20 protein-coding genes are annotated in these 19,292 nt (G+C 66.0%); 6 read left to right on the plus strand and 14 right to left on the minus strand.

Annotated features, from left to right (window positions below):
* The first annotated feature begins 106 nt into the window (after positions 1–106).
* Complete coding sequence (gene hrpA, locus AVAK2825_RS17500; protein WP_284401198.1) at positions 107–4,288, plus strand: ATP-dependent RNA helicase HrpA; 4,182 nt, start codon at positions 107–109, stop codon at positions 4,286–4,288.
* 200 nt (positions 4,289–4,488) lie between these two features.
* On the opposite strand, the gene AVAK2825_RS17505 is transcribed toward hrpA, so the two are convergent.
* Entirely contained in the window at positions 4,489–5,082 is a 594-nt protein-coding gene (locus tag AVAK2825_RS17505; protein ID WP_284401199.1) for a hypothetical protein, read from the minus strand.
* A 139-nt stretch (positions 5,083–5,221) separates the two neighbouring features.
* Entirely contained in the window at positions 5,222–5,896 is a 675-nt protein-coding gene (gene lexA, locus AVAK2825_RS17510; protein WP_284401200.1) for a transcriptional repressor LexA, read from the minus strand.
* A gap of 84 nt (positions 5,897–5,980) precedes the next feature.
* On the opposite strand from lexA, the gene AVAK2825_RS17515 reads away from it, so the two are divergent.
* Complete coding sequence (locus AVAK2825_RS17515) at positions 5,981–6,949, plus strand: asparaginase (protein ID WP_284401201.1); 969 nt, start codon at positions 5,981–5,983, stop codon at positions 6,947–6,949.
* A gap of 68 nt (positions 6,950–7,017) precedes the next feature.
* Here the strand turns inward: AVAK2825_RS17515 and adk are convergent, their stop codons facing one another.
* The 6 genes from adk to AVAK2825_RS17545 form a co-directional block, all read right to left on the minus strand.
* Positions 7,018–7,674, minus strand: a complete 657-nt coding sequence (gene adk, locus AVAK2825_RS17520) for an adenylate kinase (RefSeq protein ID WP_284401202.1) — start codon at positions 7,672–7,674, stop codon at positions 7,018–7,020.
* A 140-nt stretch (positions 7,675–7,814) separates the two neighbouring features.
* Positions 7,815–8,612, minus strand: coding sequence for a 3-deoxy-manno-octulosonate cytidylyltransferase (kdsB, locus tag AVAK2825_RS17525; RefSeq protein ID WP_284401203.1), 798 nt, complete (start codon positions 8,610–8,612; stop codon positions 7,815–7,817).
* Positions 8,609–8,791 (minus strand): Trm112 family protein, encoded by a 183-nt coding sequence (locus AVAK2825_RS17530; protein ID WP_272547767.1) that lies wholly within the window; start codon positions 8,789–8,791, stop codon positions 8,609–8,611. Before AVAK2825_RS17530 ends, kdsB begins: the two co-directional genes overlap by 4 nt.
* Before the next feature lie 19 nt (positions 8,792–8,810).
* The gene (gene lpxK / locus AVAK2825_RS17535) at positions 8,811–9,872 is read right to left on the minus strand and encodes a tetraacyldisaccharide 4'-kinase (RefSeq protein WP_284401204.1); all 1,062 of its coding nucleotides are present in this window, start codon (positions 9,870–9,872) and stop codon (positions 8,811–8,813) included.
* 5 nt (positions 9,873–9,877) lie between these two features.
* On the minus strand, positions 9,878–10,303 hold the full coding sequence (locus tag AVAK2825_RS17540) for an ExbD/TolR family protein (protein ID WP_272569076.1): 426 nt from the start codon (positions 10,301–10,303) through the stop codon (positions 9,878–9,880).
* A 32-nt stretch (positions 10,304–10,335) separates the two neighbouring features.
* Positions 10,336–10,965, minus strand: a complete 630-nt coding sequence (locus tag AVAK2825_RS17545; RefSeq protein ID WP_272569077.1) for a MotA/TolQ/ExbB proton channel family protein — start codon at positions 10,963–10,965, stop codon at positions 10,336–10,338.
* Here AVAK2825_RS17545 and AVAK2825_RS17550 point away from each other — a divergent pair.
* The 3 genes from AVAK2825_RS17550 (at position 10,952) to AVAK2825_RS17560 (ending at position 13,389) form a co-directional block, all read left to right on the plus strand.
* Positions 10,952–11,335 carry a hypothetical protein gene (locus AVAK2825_RS17550; RefSeq protein ID WP_284401207.1) on the plus strand — a complete coding sequence of 128 codons (384 nt, stop codon included), beginning with the start codon at positions 10,952–10,954 and terminating at the stop codon, positions 11,333–11,335. The genes AVAK2825_RS17545 and AVAK2825_RS17550 overlap by 14 nt on opposite strands.
* 4 nt (positions 11,336–11,339) lie before the next feature.
* Positions 11,340–12,659: an exodeoxyribonuclease VII large subunit gene (xseA, locus tag AVAK2825_RS17555; RefSeq protein WP_284401209.1), complete on the plus strand. Its 1,320-nt coding sequence runs from the start codon at positions 11,340–11,342 to the stop codon at positions 12,657–12,659.
* A 148-nt stretch (positions 12,660–12,807) separates the two neighbouring features.
* Positions 12,808–13,389, plus strand: a complete 582-nt coding sequence (locus AVAK2825_RS17560; RefSeq protein ID WP_272569080.1) for a superoxide dismutase — start codon at positions 12,808–12,810, stop codon at positions 13,387–13,389.
* Positions 13,390–13,485: 96 nt separating this feature from the next.
* On the opposite strand, the gene AVAK2825_RS17565 is transcribed toward AVAK2825_RS17560, so the two are convergent.
* A complete protein-coding gene (locus AVAK2825_RS17565; protein WP_284401212.1) occupies positions 13,486–13,974 on the minus strand; it encodes a DUF192 domain-containing protein in 489 nt (162 codons plus the stop codon).
* Between the two features lie 130 nt (positions 13,975–14,104).
* Complete coding sequence (locus AVAK2825_RS17570) at positions 14,105–14,332, minus strand: hypothetical protein (RefSeq protein ID WP_284401218.1); 228 nt, start codon at positions 14,330–14,332, stop codon at positions 14,105–14,107.
* 190 nt (positions 14,333–14,522) lie between these two features.
* Between AVAK2825_RS17570 and icd the strand changes: the two genes are divergently transcribed.
* On the plus strand, positions 14,523–15,782 hold the full coding sequence (gene icd / locus AVAK2825_RS17575; protein WP_284401220.1) for an NADP-dependent isocitrate dehydrogenase: 1,260 nt from the start codon (positions 14,523–14,525) through the stop codon (positions 15,780–15,782).
* Between the two features lie 128 nt (positions 15,783–15,910).
* Here icd and AVAK2825_RS17580 read toward each other — a convergent pair whose 3' ends face one another.
* From AVAK2825_RS17580 to AVAK2825_RS17595, 4 genes are all read right to left on the minus strand, one after another.
* Positions 15,911–17,230 carry a S8 family serine peptidase gene (locus AVAK2825_RS17580; protein ID WP_284401222.1) on the minus strand — a complete coding sequence of 440 codons (1,320 nt, stop codon included), beginning with the start codon at positions 17,228–17,230 and terminating at the stop codon, positions 15,911–15,913.
* Entirely contained in the window at positions 17,227–17,859 is a 633-nt protein-coding gene (locus AVAK2825_RS17585) for a zf-HC2 domain-containing protein (protein WP_284401224.1), read from the minus strand. The genes AVAK2825_RS17580 and AVAK2825_RS17585 overlap by 4 nt, the downstream gene beginning before the upstream one ends.
* A gap of 54 nt (positions 17,860–17,913) precedes the next feature.
* Complete coding sequence (locus AVAK2825_RS17590; protein ID WP_284401226.1) at positions 17,914–18,492, minus strand: RNA polymerase sigma factor; 579 nt, start codon at positions 18,490–18,492, stop codon at positions 17,914–17,916.
* Between the two features lie 85 nt (positions 18,493–18,577).
* Positions 18,578–19,288, minus strand: coding sequence for a TorF family putative porin (locus AVAK2825_RS17595; protein WP_284401228.1), 711 nt, complete (start codon positions 19,286–19,288; stop codon positions 18,578–18,580).
* Positions 19,289–19,292: the final 4 nt, after the last annotated feature.

Below are 19,292 nucleotides of genomic sequence, written 5' to 3' on the forward strand. Positions count from 1 at the left end.
AGGCGCGATTATCGAAGCGGCTTCGCGGGCGTGGCAAGGCCTGCCGTGGCCCCTGGCGGCCCTTGTTGTGCAGGGCCAACGGCGGGCTCGGATAATGCAGCCCTTCATGACCGAATCCGCGCCTTCCTCTTCTTCCCCTTCTTCCTCCACCCCCGGGGCGCCCAACGCGCCGTTGCGCATCACCTTCCCGCCGTCGCTGCCCGTCTCGGCGCGGCGCGACGAAATCATGGCGGCGATGCGGGAGCACCAGGTCATCATCGTGTGCGGGGAGACCGGCTCGGGCAAGACCACGCAACTGCCCAAGATCGCGCTGGCATTGGGGCGCGGCAAATGCAACGCCGCGCCGGGACAGAAAGGCCAGCTCATCGGCCACACGCAGCCGCGGCGCATCGCTGCCAGCAGCGTGGCCAAGCGCATCGCCGAAGAGCTGCAGACCCCGCTGGGCGACGTGGTGGGCTACAAGGTGCGGTTCCAGGACCGGCTGTCGCGCGACGCCTCGGTCAAGCTCATGACGGACGGCATCCTGCTGGCGGAGACCCAGACCGACCCGCTGCTCAAGGCCTACGACACGCTCATCATCGACGAGGCGCACGAGCGCAGCCTGAACATCGATTTCCTGTTGGGCTACCTGCGGCAAATCCTGCCGCGCCGGCCCGACCTGAAGGTGATCGTCACGTCGGCCACCATCGATGCCGACCGCTTTGCCAAACATTTCGCCTTGCCGCGGCGCCTGCCGGGCCGCTCCAAACCAGGCGATGCGCCCCACACCGCAGGGCCGCAGGGCGCGGAGCTGATTCCGGCGCCCATCATCTACGTGTCGGGCCGGACCTTTCCGGTCGAGCAGCGCTGGCGCCCGTTCGAAGAGTCGCGCGACTACGGCCTGAACGAAGCCATCGCCGACGGCGTGGACGAGCTGTGGGCCGGCAACGCGGGCGGCGACATCCTCGTCTTCCTGCCCGGCGAGCGCGAGATCCGCGAGGCGGCCGACCATCTGCGCAAGCACCTGGCGCACCAGCCGGTGATGCGCAATGCCGAGGTGCTGCCCCTGTTCGCGCGGCTGTCGCAGGCCGAGCAGGACCGCATCTTCGACGGGCACACGGGCCGGCGCATCGTGCTGGCCACCAACGTGGCCGAGACCTCGCTCACCGTGCCTGGCGTCCGCTACGTGATCGATGCCGGCACCGCGCGCGTCAAGCGCTACAGCTTCCGCAGCAAGGTGGAACAGCTGATGGTCGAGCCCGTCAGCCAGGCCGCCGCCAACCAGCGCGCGGGCCGTTGCGGCCGAGTGGCCAACGGCATCTGCATCCGGCTCTACGACGAGGCCGACTTCAACGGCCGGCCCCGGTTCACCGACCCAGAAATTTTGCGGTCCTCGCTGGCCGGCGTCATCCTGCGCATGAAGTCGCTGCACCTGGGCGACGTGGCGCAGTTCCCTTTCATCGAGGCGCCTTCGGGCCGCGCGATCGCCGACGGCTACCAGTTGCTGGGCGAACTGGGCGCGGTGGACGAATCCAACGAACTCACGCCGATGGGCCAGGAGCTGTCGCGCCTGCCGCTCGACCCGCGCGTGGGCCGCATGATCCTGGAGGCGAGGGAGCGCCAGGCGCTGGACGAGGTGCTCATCATCGCCAGCGCCCTGAGCGTGCAGGACGTGCGCGACCGCCCCATGGATGCGCAGCAGCAGGCCGACCAGGCCCACGCCAAGTTCGACGACGAAAAGAGCGAGTTCAGCGGCTACCTCAAGCTGTGGAAATGGATCAACGAAGCGCGGGGTGGCGCGACCACCCTGCCGTCGGCGCGCATGCAGAAGCAGGCCGCACGCAAGGGCGCACCCTCGCAGGCCGTGCTGCCCGTGGCACAGCGCATGGCCGCGGCGGCCGTGATGCCGCCAGCGGCCACCGAGGCCGCAGCGGCTGCGCCCACCCACAAGCTCAGCAACCGCCAGTACGAATCGCTGCTGCGCCAGAACTTCATCAGCGTGCGCCGACTGCGCGAGTGGCGCGACATCCACACGCAGTTGCTGACCGTGGTGACCGAACACCGCTGGCGCATCAACGACCGCCCTGCCAGCTACGAGCAGATCCACCTGTCCATGCTGGCCGGGTTGTTGGGCAACATCGGCGTCAAGAGCGACGAGGACGACTGGTACCTGGGCGCACGCGGCATCAAGTTCTACAAGCACCCGGGCGCGCACCTGTCCAAGAAGCCCGGGCGCTGGATCGTCGCGGCCGAGCTGGTGGAGACCACGCGCCTCTTCGGCCGGGGCATCGCGGCCATCGAGCCGCAGTGGATCGAGCAACTGGGCGGGCACCTGCTCAAGAAGCAGCTGCTCGACCCGCATTGGGAAAAGAAGGCGGCCGAGGTCAACGCGCTGGAGCGCGCCACGCTGTACGGCATCGTCATCTACAACAACCGGCGGGTGAACTTCGGCAAGGTGGACCCTTATGCAGCGCGCGACATCTTCATTCGCGAGGCGCTGATCGGCGGGCAGTGGGAAACCCGTCTGCCTTTTCTGGCTGCCAACCACAAGCTCATCGCCAAGGTCGAAGAGCTCGAACACAAGTCGCGCCGACAGGACGTGCTGGTGGACGACGAACTGATCTATGCCTTCTACGACCAGCAGTTGCCGGCCGACGTGTGCAGCGGGCACAGCTTTGAGGCGTGGTACCGCGAGGCGAGCGCGTCGAACCCCGACCTGCTCAAGCTGACGCGCGAAGAACTCATGCGCCACGAGGCCGCGGGCATCACCGGCAATGCCTTCCCGCGCACGGTGCGGCTGGGCGGCGTGGATTGCGCCGCGAGCTACCTGCACGAGCCGGGCGATGCGCGCGACGGCATCACGGTCACCGTGCCGCTGTTCGTGCTCAACCAGGTGAGCGACGAGCGCTGCGAATGGCTGGTGCCCGGCATGCTGCAGCCCAAGATCCAGGCCCTGCTCAAGAGCCTGCCGCAGCGCCCCCGCAGCCGGTTCGTGCCGTTGCCCGACAGCGCCGCCCGGCTGGCCGGGCTGCTCGGCACGCCCGAACGCTTCGGCCACGGCGGCCTGGTCGAGGTGCTGCTCAAGCAGGTGCGCGATGAGACCTCGCTCGACGTCAAGCGGGCCGATTTCAAGCTCGACATGCTGAGCCCGCACCTGTTCATGAACTTCCGCGTGGTGGACGAACACGGGCGCCAGCTCGGCCATGGGCGCAACCTGGGCGCCCTCAAGGCCGAATGGGGTGCGAAGGCGCGCGGCGCCTTCCAGGCCCTGGCAGGGCTCAAGCTGGGTGGCGATGCCAAGGGTTTTGAAGAAAAACAGGCTCCAGCGCAAGAAGTACTAGGGCATGCTGCTATCAAAAGTGAAGCATCTCCCGATGCAGCGGGGCGCCGCAGCGCTGCGGCGGTGACGGCTCCGGCCGCTTTCGCGCCAGCCGCCGCTGCGGCCCGGCAGGCGCCCGCCGGTCAGCGCCACACCGCATGGACCTTTGGCGAGCTGCCCGAGCTGATGGAGATCCGCAAGGGCGGCCAGACGCTGATCGGCTTTCCCGCGCTCATCGACGGCGGCGATGCCGTCACGATCGAGGTGTTCGACGAGCCCGAGCTGGCCGCCGCCCGGCACCGTGCGGGCCTGCGCCGCCTGTTCGCGCTGCAGATCAAGGACGCGCTCAAGTACCTGGAAAAGAACATTCCCGACCTGCAGAAGATGGCCGTGGCCTACATGCCGCTGGGCACGCAGGAAGAACTGCGCAGCCAGATCATCGACGTGGCGCTGGACCGGGCCTTCCTGCTCGATCCGTTGCCCACCGATGAAGCCGCATTCAAGCGCCGGGTGGACGAGGGGCGCGGCCGGCTCACCCTGATCGCCAACGAGGTCGCTCGGCTCGCCGGCACGATCTTGCTGGAGTACGCTGCCGCAGCCCGCAAGATCAAGGACACCAAGAACGCACCCGAAGCCGTGCAGGACGCGCAGCAGCAGTTGCAGCGCCTCATGCCCAAGGCGTTCCTGGCCGCGGCACCGTGGGCGCAACTGGCGCACTTTGCCCGCTACCTCAAGGCGATCACGCTGCGGCTGGACAAATACCGCGCCGATCCGGCGCGCGACGCCGCCAAGCTTGCCGAACTGCGCCCGCAGGAGCAGCGCTACTGGCGCCTGGTGGCCGAACGCAAGGGCGCGGTGGATGCGCGCATGCAGGAACTGCGCTGGCTGCTGGAAGAGTTGCGGGTGAGCTTTTTCGCCCAGGAGTTGCGAACCCCGCAGCCGGTGAGCGTGAAGCGGCTGGACAAGCTCTGGGCGCAACTCAACAGCTGAGGCGGGCAGCCAGGCTGTGCCGCGCGGCGCTTCGCATCGACACCGGTACGGTGGGCGGCGGGGCACGGGACCCATGGTGGATGACTCGCCCAATGCTGCTTGTCCCCATTCATCGCGGAGCGGCTTCTCCTGAGCACCCACCAAGCACCTCCGGGTGCTTCAGCGCTGCCGGGCTTTCGGTGCGGCCGGGATGTGCGGCCTCAATGGGGCGCCTGCAAGGCCGCCTCGGCCCGCACGAGGCGGTCCAGTTCCGCGCAGACATCGGCCATGCGGCCGGAGATCAGCACGCGCGCCGCCGCACCGGGACCGCGGCGATCCAGCACCCGCAGCGGGCGCACAGCGGGCCGGGGGCGGCTGCAACCCGCAAATGCCGCACTGTCATTGGCGCTGGTACTGGACCATGCCCGTGCAGACGGGGTGGCCGCCGGCGTGGGAGGCCATGCTGAAACGGGCTGGTCGGGCGGTACCTGCCGCGGCCGAACCACCACGAAGCGCCGGGGCAGCGGAGCAAGCGCTGGAGGACACGGCAGGCCCTCTGCCGCCGCACTTTCCAAGGCGGTGCATGGCAGCGGTTCGATGGCTGCCCGCCGCGTGGCGGACGGGCCGATGGCGTCGGCATGGAGGCCCGGGGCAACGGCATGCACCGTGCCTCTGCCGCTGGCGCCGCCGCCCGGCTGGCCTGCGGCGGCCCTGCGGTCCTGCTGCGGAGGGCGGCAGGCAGGGGCACGCAGCCACCGCGCCAACGCATTCAGCGGTTGCGAAAAGGAAGAAAAAGCGAGCAGGGCAAATCCCATGTGAAAACTCCAGCGAAGTGCGAGGGGGTTGAACACAGGCAGGATTGCCGAGGAAAAACACACTGCCGCAGGGTTGGCTGGCCAGGGCTTCATGCCCCTGGCCGCCAGACGCCCGCCACCTGCGGCGGTGTGCGCTGGGCTACATCAGCATGGTGTTGCGGATCAGGCCCACGGCGAGCCCTTCGATTTCGAAAGGCTCGCCCGGATGCACGGTGATGACGGGGTAGTCGGGGTTTTCGGGCAGCAGCTCGATGGCCGTGGCCGTGCGGCGCAGGCGCTTGACGGTGACGTCATCGCCCAGCCGGGCCACGATGATCTGGCCGTTGCGCGCCTCGCGGGTGGATTGCACGGCGAGCAGGTCGCCGTCCATGATGCCCGCATCGCGCATGGACATGCCGCGCACCTTGAGCAGGTAATCCGGCTTGTGCTGGAACAGGCTGCCCTCCACGCTGTAGGTCTGGTCGACATGTTCCTGCGCGAGAATGGGCGACCCTGCCGCCACCCGCCCCACCAGGGGAAGCGACAGCTGCGAAAGACCCGGGATGGGCAGGTTGAACTGGGTGCCGCGGGCGGCATTGATGGAGCGCACCGTGTCGCTGCGCAGCCGGATGCCGCGCGACGTGCCGCTGACCAGTTCGATGACGCCCTTGCGGGCCAGGGCCTGCAAGTGCTCTTCTGCCGCGTTGGCGGATTTGAAGCCGAACTCGGCGGCAATTTCCGCCCGGGTGGGGGGCGCGCCGGTGCGGGAGATGGCGGTCTGGATCAGATCGAGGATCTGCTGCTGGCGGGCGGTGAGCTTGGGACTGTCGAACATGAGTGACTCCGGTGCTGAACGGATAGGCAGAGAGAGGCCTGTTTTTTAATCCAGTCACTGTATTTTTAACCAGTTTTTTGGAGCGTGCAAGTGGGCACAGGAAAAATCGTGGTGCTGGGCACCGGCGGAACCATCGCGGGCAAGGCCGCCGAGGCCGGAGACAACATCGGCTATACCGCCGGTCAGGTGGGCGTGGGGCAGCTGCTGGAGGCGATTCCCGGGTTGGCGCAGGCGGCCCGTGGCCGGATCGAGGCCGAGCAGATCGCACAGATCGACAGCAAGGACATGGATTTCGCCGTATGGCGGCAACTGGCCCACCGCTGCACGCAGCTGCTGGCGGACCCCGACGTGCGCGGGATCGTGGTCACGCACGGCACCGACACGCTGGAGGAGACGGCATGGTTCCTGGATTCGGTCCTGGACACTACCCAACGCCCCGTGGTGCTGGCCTGCGCCATGCGGCCGGCGACGGCGATCGCCCCGGACGGCCCGCAGAACCTGCTCGATGCGGTGGCACTGGCGGCCACGCCCGGGGCGCGCGGGGTGCTGGCCGTGGTGGCGGGCACGATCCACACCGCGCGCAACGTGCAGAAAGTGCACCCCTATCGCGTGGATGCCTTCAGTTCAGGGGACGCCGGGCCGCTGGGCTGGGTGGAGGAGGGCGCGGTTCGCCTGACCAATGGCTGGCCAGCCCCTTCGGTTCCGAGATCGGATGCGCTTCACCACATCGCCAATACCTACCTTTGGCCGCGGGTGGAGGTGCTCATGAACCATGTCGGCGCCGACGGCCGCATCGTCGACCTGCTGGTACTCGACGGCGTGGACGGCCTTGTGGTAGCGGCGACGGGCAACGGCACGCTGCACCACGCCCTGGGCAAAGCCCTGGAGCGCGCGCACGAGAGCGGAGTGGAAGTGCGCGTGGCCACCCGCTGCCCGCTGGGCCGGGTGCTGCCCAAGCCGGGGGACGCCTTGCCCCATTCGGAGGGGTTGAGCCCGGTGAAGGCCCGCATCAGCCTGCTGCTCGATCTGCTGGCCCGGCCTCGGCGCCCCTGAAACGGCAACGCCCCGCAGAGCGGGGCGTTTCAGGCACGGCCGAGGTGCCGTGTGGGTTCAGTCAGAAATCAACCAGCCAGTGCGGCCAGCGCGCGCTGGGTGATCTCTTCCACGCTGCCCGTGCCGCTGATGGCGCGGTATTTGGGCGCGCCGGCCGGATCGGACTTGGCCCAGCTGGAGTAGTACTCCACCAGCGGACGGGTCTGGGCGCTGTACACATCCAGGCGCTTCTTGACGGTGGCCTCCTTGTCGTCTTCGCGCTGGATGAGGTCTTCGCCGGTCACGTCGTCCTTGCCTTCCACCTTGGGCGGGTTGAACTTGACGTGGTACGTGCGACCGCTGGCCGGGTGGGAGCGGCGGCCGCTCATGCGTTCGATGATGGCATCGAAGGGCACGTCGATCTCGAGCACATAGTCGAGCTTGACGCCCGCGGCCTTCATGGCGTCGGCCTGCGGGATGGTGCGGGGAAATCCGTCGAACAGGAAGCCGGACGTGCAGTCGGGCTGTGCAATGCGCTCTTTCACGAGATTGATGATGAGGTCGTCGCTGACCAGCGCCCCCGCATCCATGACGGCCTTGGCCTGCTGCCCCAGCGGCGTGCCCGCCTTGACGGCGGCGCGCAGCATGTCACCGGTGGAGATTTGCGGAATACCGTATTTCTGGCAAATGAATGCGGCCTGCGTGCCCTTTCCGGCGCCGGGTGCGCCCAAAAGAATCAGTCTCATGGATGTCCTCTAAGTGTTGAATTCGGCTGGCGCCACTGGCCACGGGCTTGCCTCCGGCCCGGGATGCGGCGCTCTGATCGCGGGCAAGGATAGCACGCGGGTCCACGCGCTTTCCTGACACGGCGGGGACTTTGAAAACGCTAGGAAAACAGCGCTCGCACGCGTTCCAGATCCTGGGGGGTGTCCACGCCGGGGCCAGGTGCCGAAGCGGTCACATGCACGGCGATGCGGTGGCCGTGCCACAGCGCCCGCAACTGCTCCAGTGCCTCGACCGCTTCAGTGGGCGCAGGCGGCAGGGCCGGAAACTGCCGAAGGAATGCGGCGCGATAGCTGTAGAGGCCGATGTGGCGCAGCGGCGTATACCCTGGCGGCACGCCGGGGGCCGCGCCATCGGGCCCCTGCGTCCACCAGGCAGCGCCGGCATGGTCGCGTGCATGCGGAATGGGCGCCCGGCTGAAGTAGTGCGCCAGACCGCGCGCATCGAGCACGACCTTCACGACATTGGGGTTGGTGTAGTCGGCCAGCGTGCCGATGGCATGGGCGGCGGTCCCCATGCTGGCGTCCGTGCGGGCCGGAAGCAGGGCGGCCACGGCATTGATCAGCGCGGGATCGATCAGCGGTTCGTCGCCCTGCACGTTCACCACGATGTCGTCGCCTGCCAGGCCCAGTTGTTCGCAGGCCTCAGCCAGGCGGTCGCTGCCGCTCGGATGGTCGGGCCGCGTGAGCAGGGCCTGCACGCCATGCGCCTGGCAGGCTGCAAGGATGCGGGCATCGTCCGTGGCCACGACCACGCGGGTGGCCTGGCTTTGCGCCGCGCGTTGCGCCACGCGCACCACCATGGGCAGCCCGGCGATGTCGGCCAGCGGCTTGTCGGGCAGCCGCGTGGAGGCCAGCCGCGCCGGTATCAGGATGGTGAAGGGCGTGGCAGGCGCGGTCACGCCTCCAGCTCCTCGTCCGTCAGGGTGCGTGCTTCGTTTTCGAGCAGCACCGGAATGCCGTCGCGCACCGGGTAGGCCAGGCGGGCGCTGCGCGACACCAGTTCCTGCCGCTCCCGGTTGAAAGTGAGCGAGCCCTTGGTGACGGGGCAGACCAGCAGTTCGAGCAGTTTGGGATCCATGGCGGTAGTGGCTTCGGGGTCATTCGGAGGGCGATGATAGCGAGCGGCGCGTGGCGGCCCGCAAACGCTCGTCCAGCAGGGAGAAAAAAGCGCTGTCGATTTCCAGGTGCAGCGGCACGGCCAGCGCTTCGGGGTGGAGTCGCCACAGTTTGGTGGCGTCTTTTTCGGTGCAAACGAGCGTCATGCCGGCGGGTTGATTGCCTTTCCAGCTATCAAAATCATAGTGATCCGGCAAGGCGGTGGTCTGCTGCAGCGTGAGCCCTTTTGCCCGCAGCATGGCAAAGAATTCCTGTGGCCTCGCGATGGCGGCCACGGCGTGCAAGGGCTGGTGGCGCCACTGCGCCAGCGGCGCGGCACTGCCGTCCGCACGCATGGCGTCCGGCCCGAGCGAGCGTCTCAGGGAGAACGCCGGGGATGCGCCGGCCGGCGCTCCTCCCGCATGAAGCACGCAGTCGACACGGCGGGGCCAGGGTTCGCGCAGCGGGCCGGCGGGCAAGAGGAATCCGTTGCCCACGCCGTCGTCGTTGAACACGCAGACCTCGATGTCGCGGGCAAGTGCCAGATGCTGCAGGCCGTCGTCGCAAACGATCACATCGGTGCGGGGATGCTGCGCCAGCAGTGCGCGCCCCGCCTTTGCCCGGTGCCGCGCCACGAACACGGGAACGCCCGTGCGCTTCGCGATCAGCAACGGCTCGTCGCCCACTTCGGTCGCGCGGCTGTCCGCGAACACTTCGCGGCAGTCGTCGGTGGACCGCCCGTAGCCGCGCGACACCACGCCAGGCTGCCATCCGCGCGCCACGAGATGCCGCACGATGGCCTGCGTGACCGGGGTCTTGCCGGCCCCTCCGGCGATCACGTTGCCCACCACGATCACCGGCACCGCCATGCGCTCGGCGCGCAGGACGCCCAGCCGATAAAGCGCTCGCCGGATGGCCACAGCGGTCCGATACAGGCAGGACAGCGGCCACAGCGCCCAAGCCAGCGGTCCACGCCGTTTCCAGGCCGCTTGCAGGGTGGATGCCTGGGTATGGGGGGCGGTGGAAGAGGGTGCAGAGGGCGGCTGCGGCCCGGCGGCAGCCATCGCGGCTACTTGCCGGCGCTGGCCGTGGACTGGGTGGCGAAGGTGATCTGCGACAGGCCCACGCGGCGCGCGGCTTCCATGACGGTGACCACCGCCTGGTGCGGCGAATTGGCGTCGGCACTGATGATGACGACGCTGTCCTTGCCGGCGCTGGCCGCTGTGGCCAATGCCTGGGCCACCACGTCCACGCTCTTGCCCTCGACCGCCAGCTTGTTGATGGCATAGCGGCCATCTGCGGCGACGGCCACGATCACTTCCTTGGGGTGATCGCGCTGCTGCTCGGCATCGGCCACGGGCAGCGTCAGTTGCAGCTCGGTGAACTTGCTGTAGGTGGTGGACAGCATCAGGAAGATGAGCACCACGAGCAGCACGTCGATGAACGGAATCAGGTTGATTTCCGGCGCTTCGGTGGGGCGGGAGCGAAAGTTCATGTCCGTTCAGCCGATGGGAGGTGGGCCATGATTTATTTGCGCAGCCGGCTGATGTGCCGCACGAACTGCTCGGAGGCCAATTCGAGGGTCAGCAGATAGGCGTCCACGCGGCTGCGGAAGTACCGCCAGAAGATCAGCGCCGGAATGGCCACGATCAGGCCGAACGCCGTGTTGTACAGCGCAATGGAAATGCCCTGCGCCAACTGAGCCGGGTTGCCGCCGCCGGACTGCCCAGCACCCGCCTGGGAGCCGAAAATCTCGATCATGCCGATCACCGTGCCCAGCAGGCCGAGCAACGGGGCGGCGGACGCGATGGTGGCGAGCGCACTGAGGTATTTTTCGAGGCGGTGGGCCACGGCCCGGCCGGAACTCTCCATCGCAGCGCGCACGTCGGCTTCGGTGCTTTGCGGATTGCTGTTGAGCGTGCGCAGGCCGCTGGCCAGCACCTCACCCAAGGCGGAGTTCTGCGCCAGCTGGTTCACCACATCGGGTGTGGGAACGGAGCGGGAAGACACGGTGATCGCTTCATCCAGCAGCTTGGGAGGTGCGACCCGCGCGGTTTTGAGGGCGATGAAGCGCTCCACGACGAGTGCCAGCGCCAGGACGGAGCAGGCTATCAAGGGCCAGATCGGCCAGCCTGCGGCTTGTATGATCGACAGCAATTCTCTCTCCGCGCAGATGGAAGCAATCCGCGATTATGGCCCAGTTGATGCGGGGGTCCGTGCCGAAAAACGGCCGGCCGGCCCGGCCCGTTCTGCGCCTTCCCATCCCCTGCCGTCACCCACATTTTCTGTGGATAACTTTGTGGGCAACCGGGCTGCGATGGCCCGCCAAGCGGCACCAGCCCGTGAATTTGACAGATTGATGAAAAATAACGCACCGAAAAAACGTTTGAAATCAATGGGTTGCACGTATCTGCTAGCGATGCGCGGGGATGTGTGCGTGGATGCCAGGCAAATTGGCCATCCTCACGCGCTGTGGACTAGTGCCACTTGGCAATGGCCTGCAACCCCTTGCGCCATCGGTGTCTGACGGCATGAACCTCGCAACGGCGCCACGTATCTGGCAGGTTGGGGCGCTATGCCGCGCCATTGCTGACACCCTGGAGGCCCGCTTCAATCCCGTGGCCGTGCAGGGCGAGATCACGGGCTTTTCGCGCGCGTCCAGCGGGCATTGCTATTTCACGATCAAGGACGGCCAGGGCCAGATCCGCTGCGCCATGTTCCGCCGTGCCGCCCTGTTGCTCGACTTCGCCCCGCGGGACGGGGAACTGGTCGAGCTGCGCGGCCGCCTGGGGGTGTACGAGGCGCGCGGCGATCTGCAGCTCATCGTCGAAAGCATGCAGCGGGCCGGCCAGGGGGCCTTGTTCGAGCAATTCCTTCGGCTGAAGTCGCAACTGGAGGCCGAAGGGCTCTTCGACAACGCGCGAAAGCGGCCCTTGCCCCTGATACCGCGTGGCATCGGCCTGGTCACCTCCCCGGGGGCGGCTGCCCTGCATGACGTCGTGACCGCCTTGCGCCGGCGCGTGCCGCACATTCCGGTCACGCTGGTGCCAGCGCTGGTGCAAGGTGCCAATGCCCCCGCGTCGATGCGTGCCGCGCTGTCCAAGCTCTACGCACTGGTAGACGCGGGCAACGGGGCGCAGGGCACGGCGTCCCGCCAGCCCCCGTGCACCATCGATGTCATCCTTCTGGTGCGGGGCGGCGGGTCCATGGAGGACCTGTGGGCATTCAATGACGAGCAGTTGGCTCGCACCATCGTCCAGAGTCCGGTGCCGTTGGTTTGCGGTGTGGGGCACGAAACCGACTTCACGATTGCCGATTTTTGCGCCGATCTGCGCGCACCGACGCCGACCGCCGCCGCTGAACTCATCTCCCAGCCACGGGCCGTCTGGCTGGGCGCCATCGACCTGTTGGCCGATCGATTGTCGGACGGCGTTCAGGCGCAATTCGACGTGCGCCATCAACGCCTGGACCTGGTGGCCCAGCGCCTGGGCCGGCCTTCCGGCTTGGTGGTGCGCCAGCAGACGCGCCTGGCACGGCTGGCGGAGCGCATGCGCCACAGCGTGCTATTGAAAATGCAGCGCCTGGCCCAGGACCAGCGAGCGCTGGAGGCAGAAATGCCGCAGATGCTGCAGAGACGGATGGCCCGCCAGTCCGAACGCTTGGATCGTGCGGCGCTGCGCCTGCAGTTGCTGGACCCGCATCTCGTCCTGCAGCGGGGCTATGCACTGCTCACCGATGCGCAAGGCCAGCCGGTGACGAAGGTGGCCCAGGTCCGACCAGGCGACGCTGTCTGGGCGGCGGTGACCGACGGTGAGATCGATCTGCAGGTGTCTCCACGCCGCTTGCTGTGAATGGGAGCGGCTGCGGCGCTTTTTCTGCCATTGGCCCTCGCCTACAGCAGGCGCTGCTATTACTTTCTACAATGCCCGTTCGGATCGCTCCGGCCCTTGAAGGGCAGCGGTCCCATTCCAAGAATTTCAACCCACGAAGGACTGCACCATGGAACATACCCTGCCACCGTTGCCCTATGCGATCGACGCACTGGCGCCTCACTACAGCCAGGAAACCCTGGAATACCACCACGGCAAGCACCACAACGCCTACGTGGTGAACCTGAACAACCTGCAAAAGGGCACGGAATTCGAGAGCATGACGCTCGAGGAAATCGTGAAGAAGTCCAGTGGCGGTATCTACAACAATGCAGCCCAGATCTGGAATCACACCTTCTTCTGGAATTGCATGGCTCCCAGCGGCGGCGGCGAGCCGTCCGGCGCACTGGCCAATGCCATCAACGCCAAGTGGGGCAGCTATGCCGCCTTCAAGGAGGCTTTTGTGAAGAGTGCCGTGGGCAACTTCGGCTCCGGCTGGACGTGGCTCGTGAAGAAGGCCGACGGCAGCGTCGATATCGTGAACACCGGCGCGGCCGGCACCCCGTTGACCACGGCCGACAAGGCCCTGCTGACGGTCGACGTGTGGGAGCACGCGTACTACATCGATTACCGCAACCTGCGCCCCAAGTTCGTCGAAACCTTCTTCGACAAACTGGTGAACTGGAAGTTTGCTGAAAGCAACTTCGCCTGAGCGTTCCGCGCCCAATCAAAAACGGCCCTTTGGGCCGTTTTTGTTTTTGGCATGCCCTCTGTCTCTAATGGAGGGCTTGTGGACCTGCTCAGCCGGTCAGCGGCGGGCGAAGGGCGTGCCGGACAGTTTGAAGCCCGCCTTGATCCCCTTTTTCGAGAACCAGCCCTGGTTCATTTCCAGCACGTAACGCACCGGCTTTTCCGAGCAGTGTGAATCTTCGGTCTGCGGCTTCATGTCCGCCAGATTGACGATGGTGCCGTCGTCCGCGACGAAAGCGGCGGTCAAGGGCAGGATCGTGTTTTTCATCCAGAAGCACTGGACGGCAGGCGCTTCGAACACGAACAGCATGCCTTCCTGCTGGGGCATCTCCTTGCGATGCATGAGGCCGATCTGCCGCTCTTGCGGAGACGCCGCGACCTGTGCGTCGATGCGGTGCATGCCGGCACCCAGTTCAACGCGCTGCAGGTTCATCTGGGGTGATTCCTGGGCGCCTGCCGCCGTACAGACGGAGAGGACGAGCGCAGCCAAAAGCGGGGCAAGGGCTTCTTGAGAGCCGTTCGCCGTGCGCACGAGAAAGGATTTCATCATCCGGCTTTCCATAAATGCAATGGGAATTGAAAGGGTAGCAGCCAAAGGCAAAAAAGCCCGCGGAGGCGGGCTTTTTTGGAGGGCGTCGGCGCGGGCTGAAGGCCTTGCCGACGATGGTGCTTATTGTTTAGGCAGCCGTCTTGGCGTGCTTCTTGGTGGCCTTCTTGTGGGCGACCTTGTGGGCTGCAGGCTTCTTGGCCTTGGCCTTGGCGTGCGCCTTGGGGGCGGTGGCGGCTGGCTCGGCGCTGGGGGCGGAAGTCACGGCGGGGGTTGCCGGTGCGGCTGGCGTTGCGCCTTGTGCAAAAGCACCAGCGGCGAACAGACCAGCAACCAGGACAGCGAGGAGTTTTTTCATATATGCCAATTCCTTGAAGAGGTTCGGATGGGAGCCGCGCGAAGTGCCGCGAAGCACCTCCACAACGGCGTCGTCACGGAGGCCGTTGACAGGAAATATGTGATTTTTTAAAGGCTTAGAATCGCCGGCTGTACCGCGTTTGCCCAACCAGCTGAAGCCCCTTCATCGTTTCACCGGAGAGACCCGCTCAATGACCAGCTACCAGCACATCAAGGTGCCCGCCGAAGGCCAGAAAATCACCGTCAACGCCGACATGTCGTTGAACGTGCCGGATCAGCCCATCATCCCGTACATCGAGGGCGACGGCACTGGTTTCGATATCACCCCTGTGATGCTGAAGGTCGTGGACGCTGCGGTGGCGAAGGCCTATGGTGGCAAGAAGAAGATTCACTGGATGGAAGTGTTCGCTGGCGAAAAGTCGACCAAGGTCTACGGCCCCGACGTGTGGCTGCCGGAAGAAACGCTGCACGCCGTGCGCGACTACGTGGTTTCCATCAAGGGCCCATTGACCACCCCCGTGGGCGGTGGCATCCGTTCGCTGAACGTGGCGCTGCGCCAGGAGCTGGACCTGTATGTCTGCCTGCGCCCCATCCAGTACTTCAAGGGCGTGCCCTCGCCGGTCAAGGAACCCGAAAAGACCAACATGGTGATCTTCCGCGAGAACTCGGAAGACATCTATGCCGGGATCGAGTTTGAGGCGGAGTCCGAAAAGGCCAAGAAACTCATCAAGATCCTGCAGGAAGAATTCGGCGTCAAGAAGATCCGCTTTCCCGACACTTCCGGCATTGGCGTCAAGCCCGTGTCCCGCCAAGGCACCGAGCGCCTGGTGCGCAAGGCGATCCAGTACGCCATCGACAATGACAAGCCCAGCGTGACCATCGTGCACAAGGGCAACATCATGAAGTTCACCGAGGGCGGCTTCCGTGACTGGGCCTACGCGCTGGCTGCGAAGGAGTTCGGTGCCGAGTTGATCGACGGTGGCCCCTGGATGAAGTTCAAGAACCCCAAGACGGGCAAGGACATCACCATCAAGGACAGCATTGCGGACGCCTTCCTGCAGCAGATCCTGCTGCGCCCCGCCGAGTACAGCGTGGTGGCCACGCTCAACCTGAACGGCGACTACATCTCGGACGCTCTGGCGGCCCAGGTGGGGGGCATTGGCATCGCTCCTGGCGCCAATCTGTCCGACACGGTGGCGATGTTCGAAGCCACGCACGGCACCGCGCCGAAGTATGCCGGCAAGGACTATGTGAACCCCGGCTCTGAAATCCTTTCGGCAGAAATGATGCTGCGCCACATGGGTTGGACGGAAGCCGCGGACCTGATCATCCGGTCCATCGAGAAATCGATCGCCAGCAAGAAGGTCACCTATGACTTCGCCCGACTGATGGAAGGCGCGACGCAAGTGAGCTGCTCTGGCTTTGGCCAGGTCATGATCGACAACATGTAATCACGTCAGCGGGTGCCGGGAGGCATCGGCTGGCTGGTGCAAAACCCTCGAAGTCCTATCCGGACTTGGAGGGTTTTCTTTTTGGCTAGGGCGCGTTTCTGGCAGATGGATGGCTGGTCGGTGGCCGGTCAGCGTTTGGCCAGCCGCTGGCCCTGGTTCGGCAGGGATTCCAGCGCCCGCTCGGCATTGACCATCCATGGCTTGCCCACACTTTTTTCGCTGTCCAGCAGGAGGTTCTTGATCGTCGTGATGTCGAGTTGCGGGGCACTGGATTGGAGCAATGCAATCATCCCGCTCACGTGGGCCGCGGCCATCGAAGAGCCTGTGGCGAAGTCGTAGCGCCCCTGGGGTTGCAGCGTGAGCACGTCTTTTCCGGGGGCGGCCAGAACCCCCTTGGCCGCCAGATTGGCGTTGTCGGCCATTCCCACGACGATCACACCCGGCACTCCGGCGGGAAAACCCGTGCGCTCTCCGCTGGACGGAAGCGCTGCGACCACCGCACGGCCTTGTTTGACCAGTTGGCCCAGCAGCGTGCTGAGCAACGGGTCCTCCGGGCCGCCCAGGCTCATGTTGATGGTGCGCGCATCGGACGACATCACGGCCACGAGCGCCTTGGCCAGGGTGAAGGAGTTGCAGCGTGCACCGGCTGCTGGCTGATGCGCCGGATACCAGCAGGCTTTGTAGAGGCTTACCTTCGCCTCGGGCGCGACACCGACGATGCCCTGCAGGTTGTTCCCCACCGCGGCGATGATGCCCGCGACCTGGGTCCCGTGCTGATCTTGCTGAAAGCCCGCGGCATTTTCATCGACGAGGTTGTAGGCGGCATCGATCTGCCCGCGCAACTCCGGATGCTCCGTCTGAGCGCCCGTGTCGATCACGGCAATGTGCGCTCCTTTGCCTGTGCTGAGCTTGTGCGCCCGTGCCACCTGCATGTCCACAAAGCCCTGTTGCAAGGGCATGTAGGGGTCGTTGTAGGCCACGGACGAAGCCTCCGGCTCCGGGCCTGCGTTGACCGAAAAGTCCTGCAGGGGCTGCGCCAGTTGCACGCGGGCATCGCGCGAAAGCGCGTGCAGCAGCGCGTCGCGGGACGCGGTGGCGCTGATCTCGAACACCACGCAGTGCGCATTCATCGGCGGGATCGGCCAGGCAGTCACTTCCCGCAGGCCGTAGTCCACGGCGATGGCCTGGACTGTCCTTGCCGCACGATTGCCCATGGTGTAGCGCGGTGGGGCGCCATAGCTGGACAGGCTGGTGCCCGCGCGGCCAGGCACATGTTCCAGCGGATTGGGAACTGCCACGATGATGTAGCGGGTGCTGTCGGCACGCATGCCCGCCTCGCCGGAGGGCTGCAGCGTCGTGGCGTCAGGAGGGAGTTCCGCCGGTACGCTGCTGCAACCAGCCAGTGTGCATGCCAGCAGCAAGGCCGCAGTCAGAAGACGGGTGGTCATGGCGGGCCTCCGATGGGTTCGACCATCTGCATTCCCGGGGTGCTGCGCAGCCGCTCCAGGGCCTGGGTATTCGATTGGCGCATGTCTTTCGCGGACACCGCATAGGCCCCCATCGCGTTGGGGCCACTGACCACTTGCAGGTTCAACGAATCCAGCAACGCCTTCCAGTCTGCCAGGGTGATGCGTCCATCGGGAACGACACGGATGGCGTTTGGCTGACCAACGGCCGCAGCGCCCGGGGCGGGAGGGCTGCTCAATGTCTGGAACGCCGATGGTTCCTGTTCGGACAAGCGATGCCCCATGAAGGCCAAGGCAACGGCTTGGAAGACGGCGAAGGTGGCCAAGGCATAGGTGAGCCGGCCACCCTGCCGGCGTGCAACTGCGGCGGTTTTGGGCAGCGGTTGATCGCAAAGGGCATCCAGCTCGATGCGCGTCAGCAGCTTGTCCAGGCCCGCCTGTTCATCGGGCACGCGTGTGGGGGGCAATGCCATGGCGGCCTGCACCTGCTGCTGTGTCTGGAGTTCGTCCCGGCAGTCGGCGCACTGGGCCAGGTGCTTTTCCACTTCTGCGCGCTGTTCATCGCTGGTACGGCCGTTGACGATCCAGGGCAGGGCCTCCTGGGTGAGCAAATGGGAGCGGTCCTGGCTCGGGGAATCTGGGAAACGGGAGGGCATGGTGCAATCCTATTGAGCGATGCTGCGGGTGGCCAAGGCCGGCAGCAAGTTGCGCAGCTTCACGCGCGCGTGGAACATGCGCGCTTTGACCGTTCCGACGGGTGACTGGGTGATGACGGCGATTTCTTCCAGCGAATGCCCGCCCGTATAGGCCAGCTCCAGCACCAAACGCTGGTCTACCGAAAGCCGCTCCATGCCCTTGTCGAGCCAGTTGCGCAACTCCCTTGCCTCGCCAGGGTCGGTGGCCAGATCGGGCTGGACTTCCGGGTCATCGTCCGCAACGGACGGCATGTCCGCCCCTCCGTCCTGCCGCAGGGCCTTGAGCCCGCAGCGATAGGCGATGCCCATGATCCAGGTAGAGACTTTCGACTCTTCACGGAAACTGCCCGCTTTCTGCCAGACGATCCAGAAGCAATCGTTAACGATCTCTTCGATCAGGTCGGACCGGCGGGTCAGGCGGGTCAGAAACTGGCAGAGCCGGCGGTGGTATGCCCGGTACAACGCTGCTAGCGCCGCGCGATCGCCGGACGCGATGCCATGCAGCAGTTCGAGATCGGCTGAATCGTCAGGAAAGGAGAGGGCAGCCATGGCGTAGAAGCGGGCGGATGGACGTCTGGGAGGGTTGAATCTTGCGACGTGTGTGCCTGCAATGCACCAAAAGGTTGCGGATGCTTCAAAAAGAACGGGCCCACATGAACGACCAGTGGCCTGCGGTGTTGCCGGGGGACAACGGGCGGGCCCGACTGTCGGTGGCCAAATAGCTGAGTGAGGCGCGCCAGGGGCCTTGGCGCCAGGCGGCGCCAACGCTGCCATACGCATGACGGTCTCGCGGGCGGACCTCGGCCAGCCCGATGGTGCCCGTCAAGGAAAATTGCTCGTCGATCGGTAGACGACCGCCCAGATCCACGGCCCACCGCATGGGACGGGCGGCATCCCGGGTGTGGGGATATCGAAATACCGACGCACCTGCCGTGATCAGATCGCGATAGCTGAAGCTCAGGGCCGTTTCCAGCCGGTCCAGCAACTGGGCGGTGGGGTTGTCCGGATAGGCGTAGTACTGGGTGACGGCTTGGTACTGCCAGTCATTGGACAGCACACCGTCGTAGGCGAGGCGGACGATCGCCCGGCCGTAGCGGCGGCCGTTGGTCTGCATTCCCAGCACGGCGCCGGCCGACCATCCCGTCGCATCGTAGAGCGTGAGCAGCCCCTGGACGATGGGGCGCTTGATGGGCGTCTGGAAACCCCGTTCGGTGAGGTCACTGCTGACGGCGATTTCACCGGTGACATCACGGGTCTGCGCGCCGCAGCCGGCTGTTGCTCCCAAAAAGATCCAGGGCAGCAGGCTTCGGGCGGTGTTGTCAGGCCATGCGTGTGAAAAAGGCATGACA

The sequence above is a fragment of the Acidovorax sp. SUPP2825 genome, from assembly GCF_030158995.1.
Lineage (GTDB): Bacteria > Pseudomonadota > Gammaproteobacteria > Burkholderiales > Burkholderiaceae_C > Paracidovorax.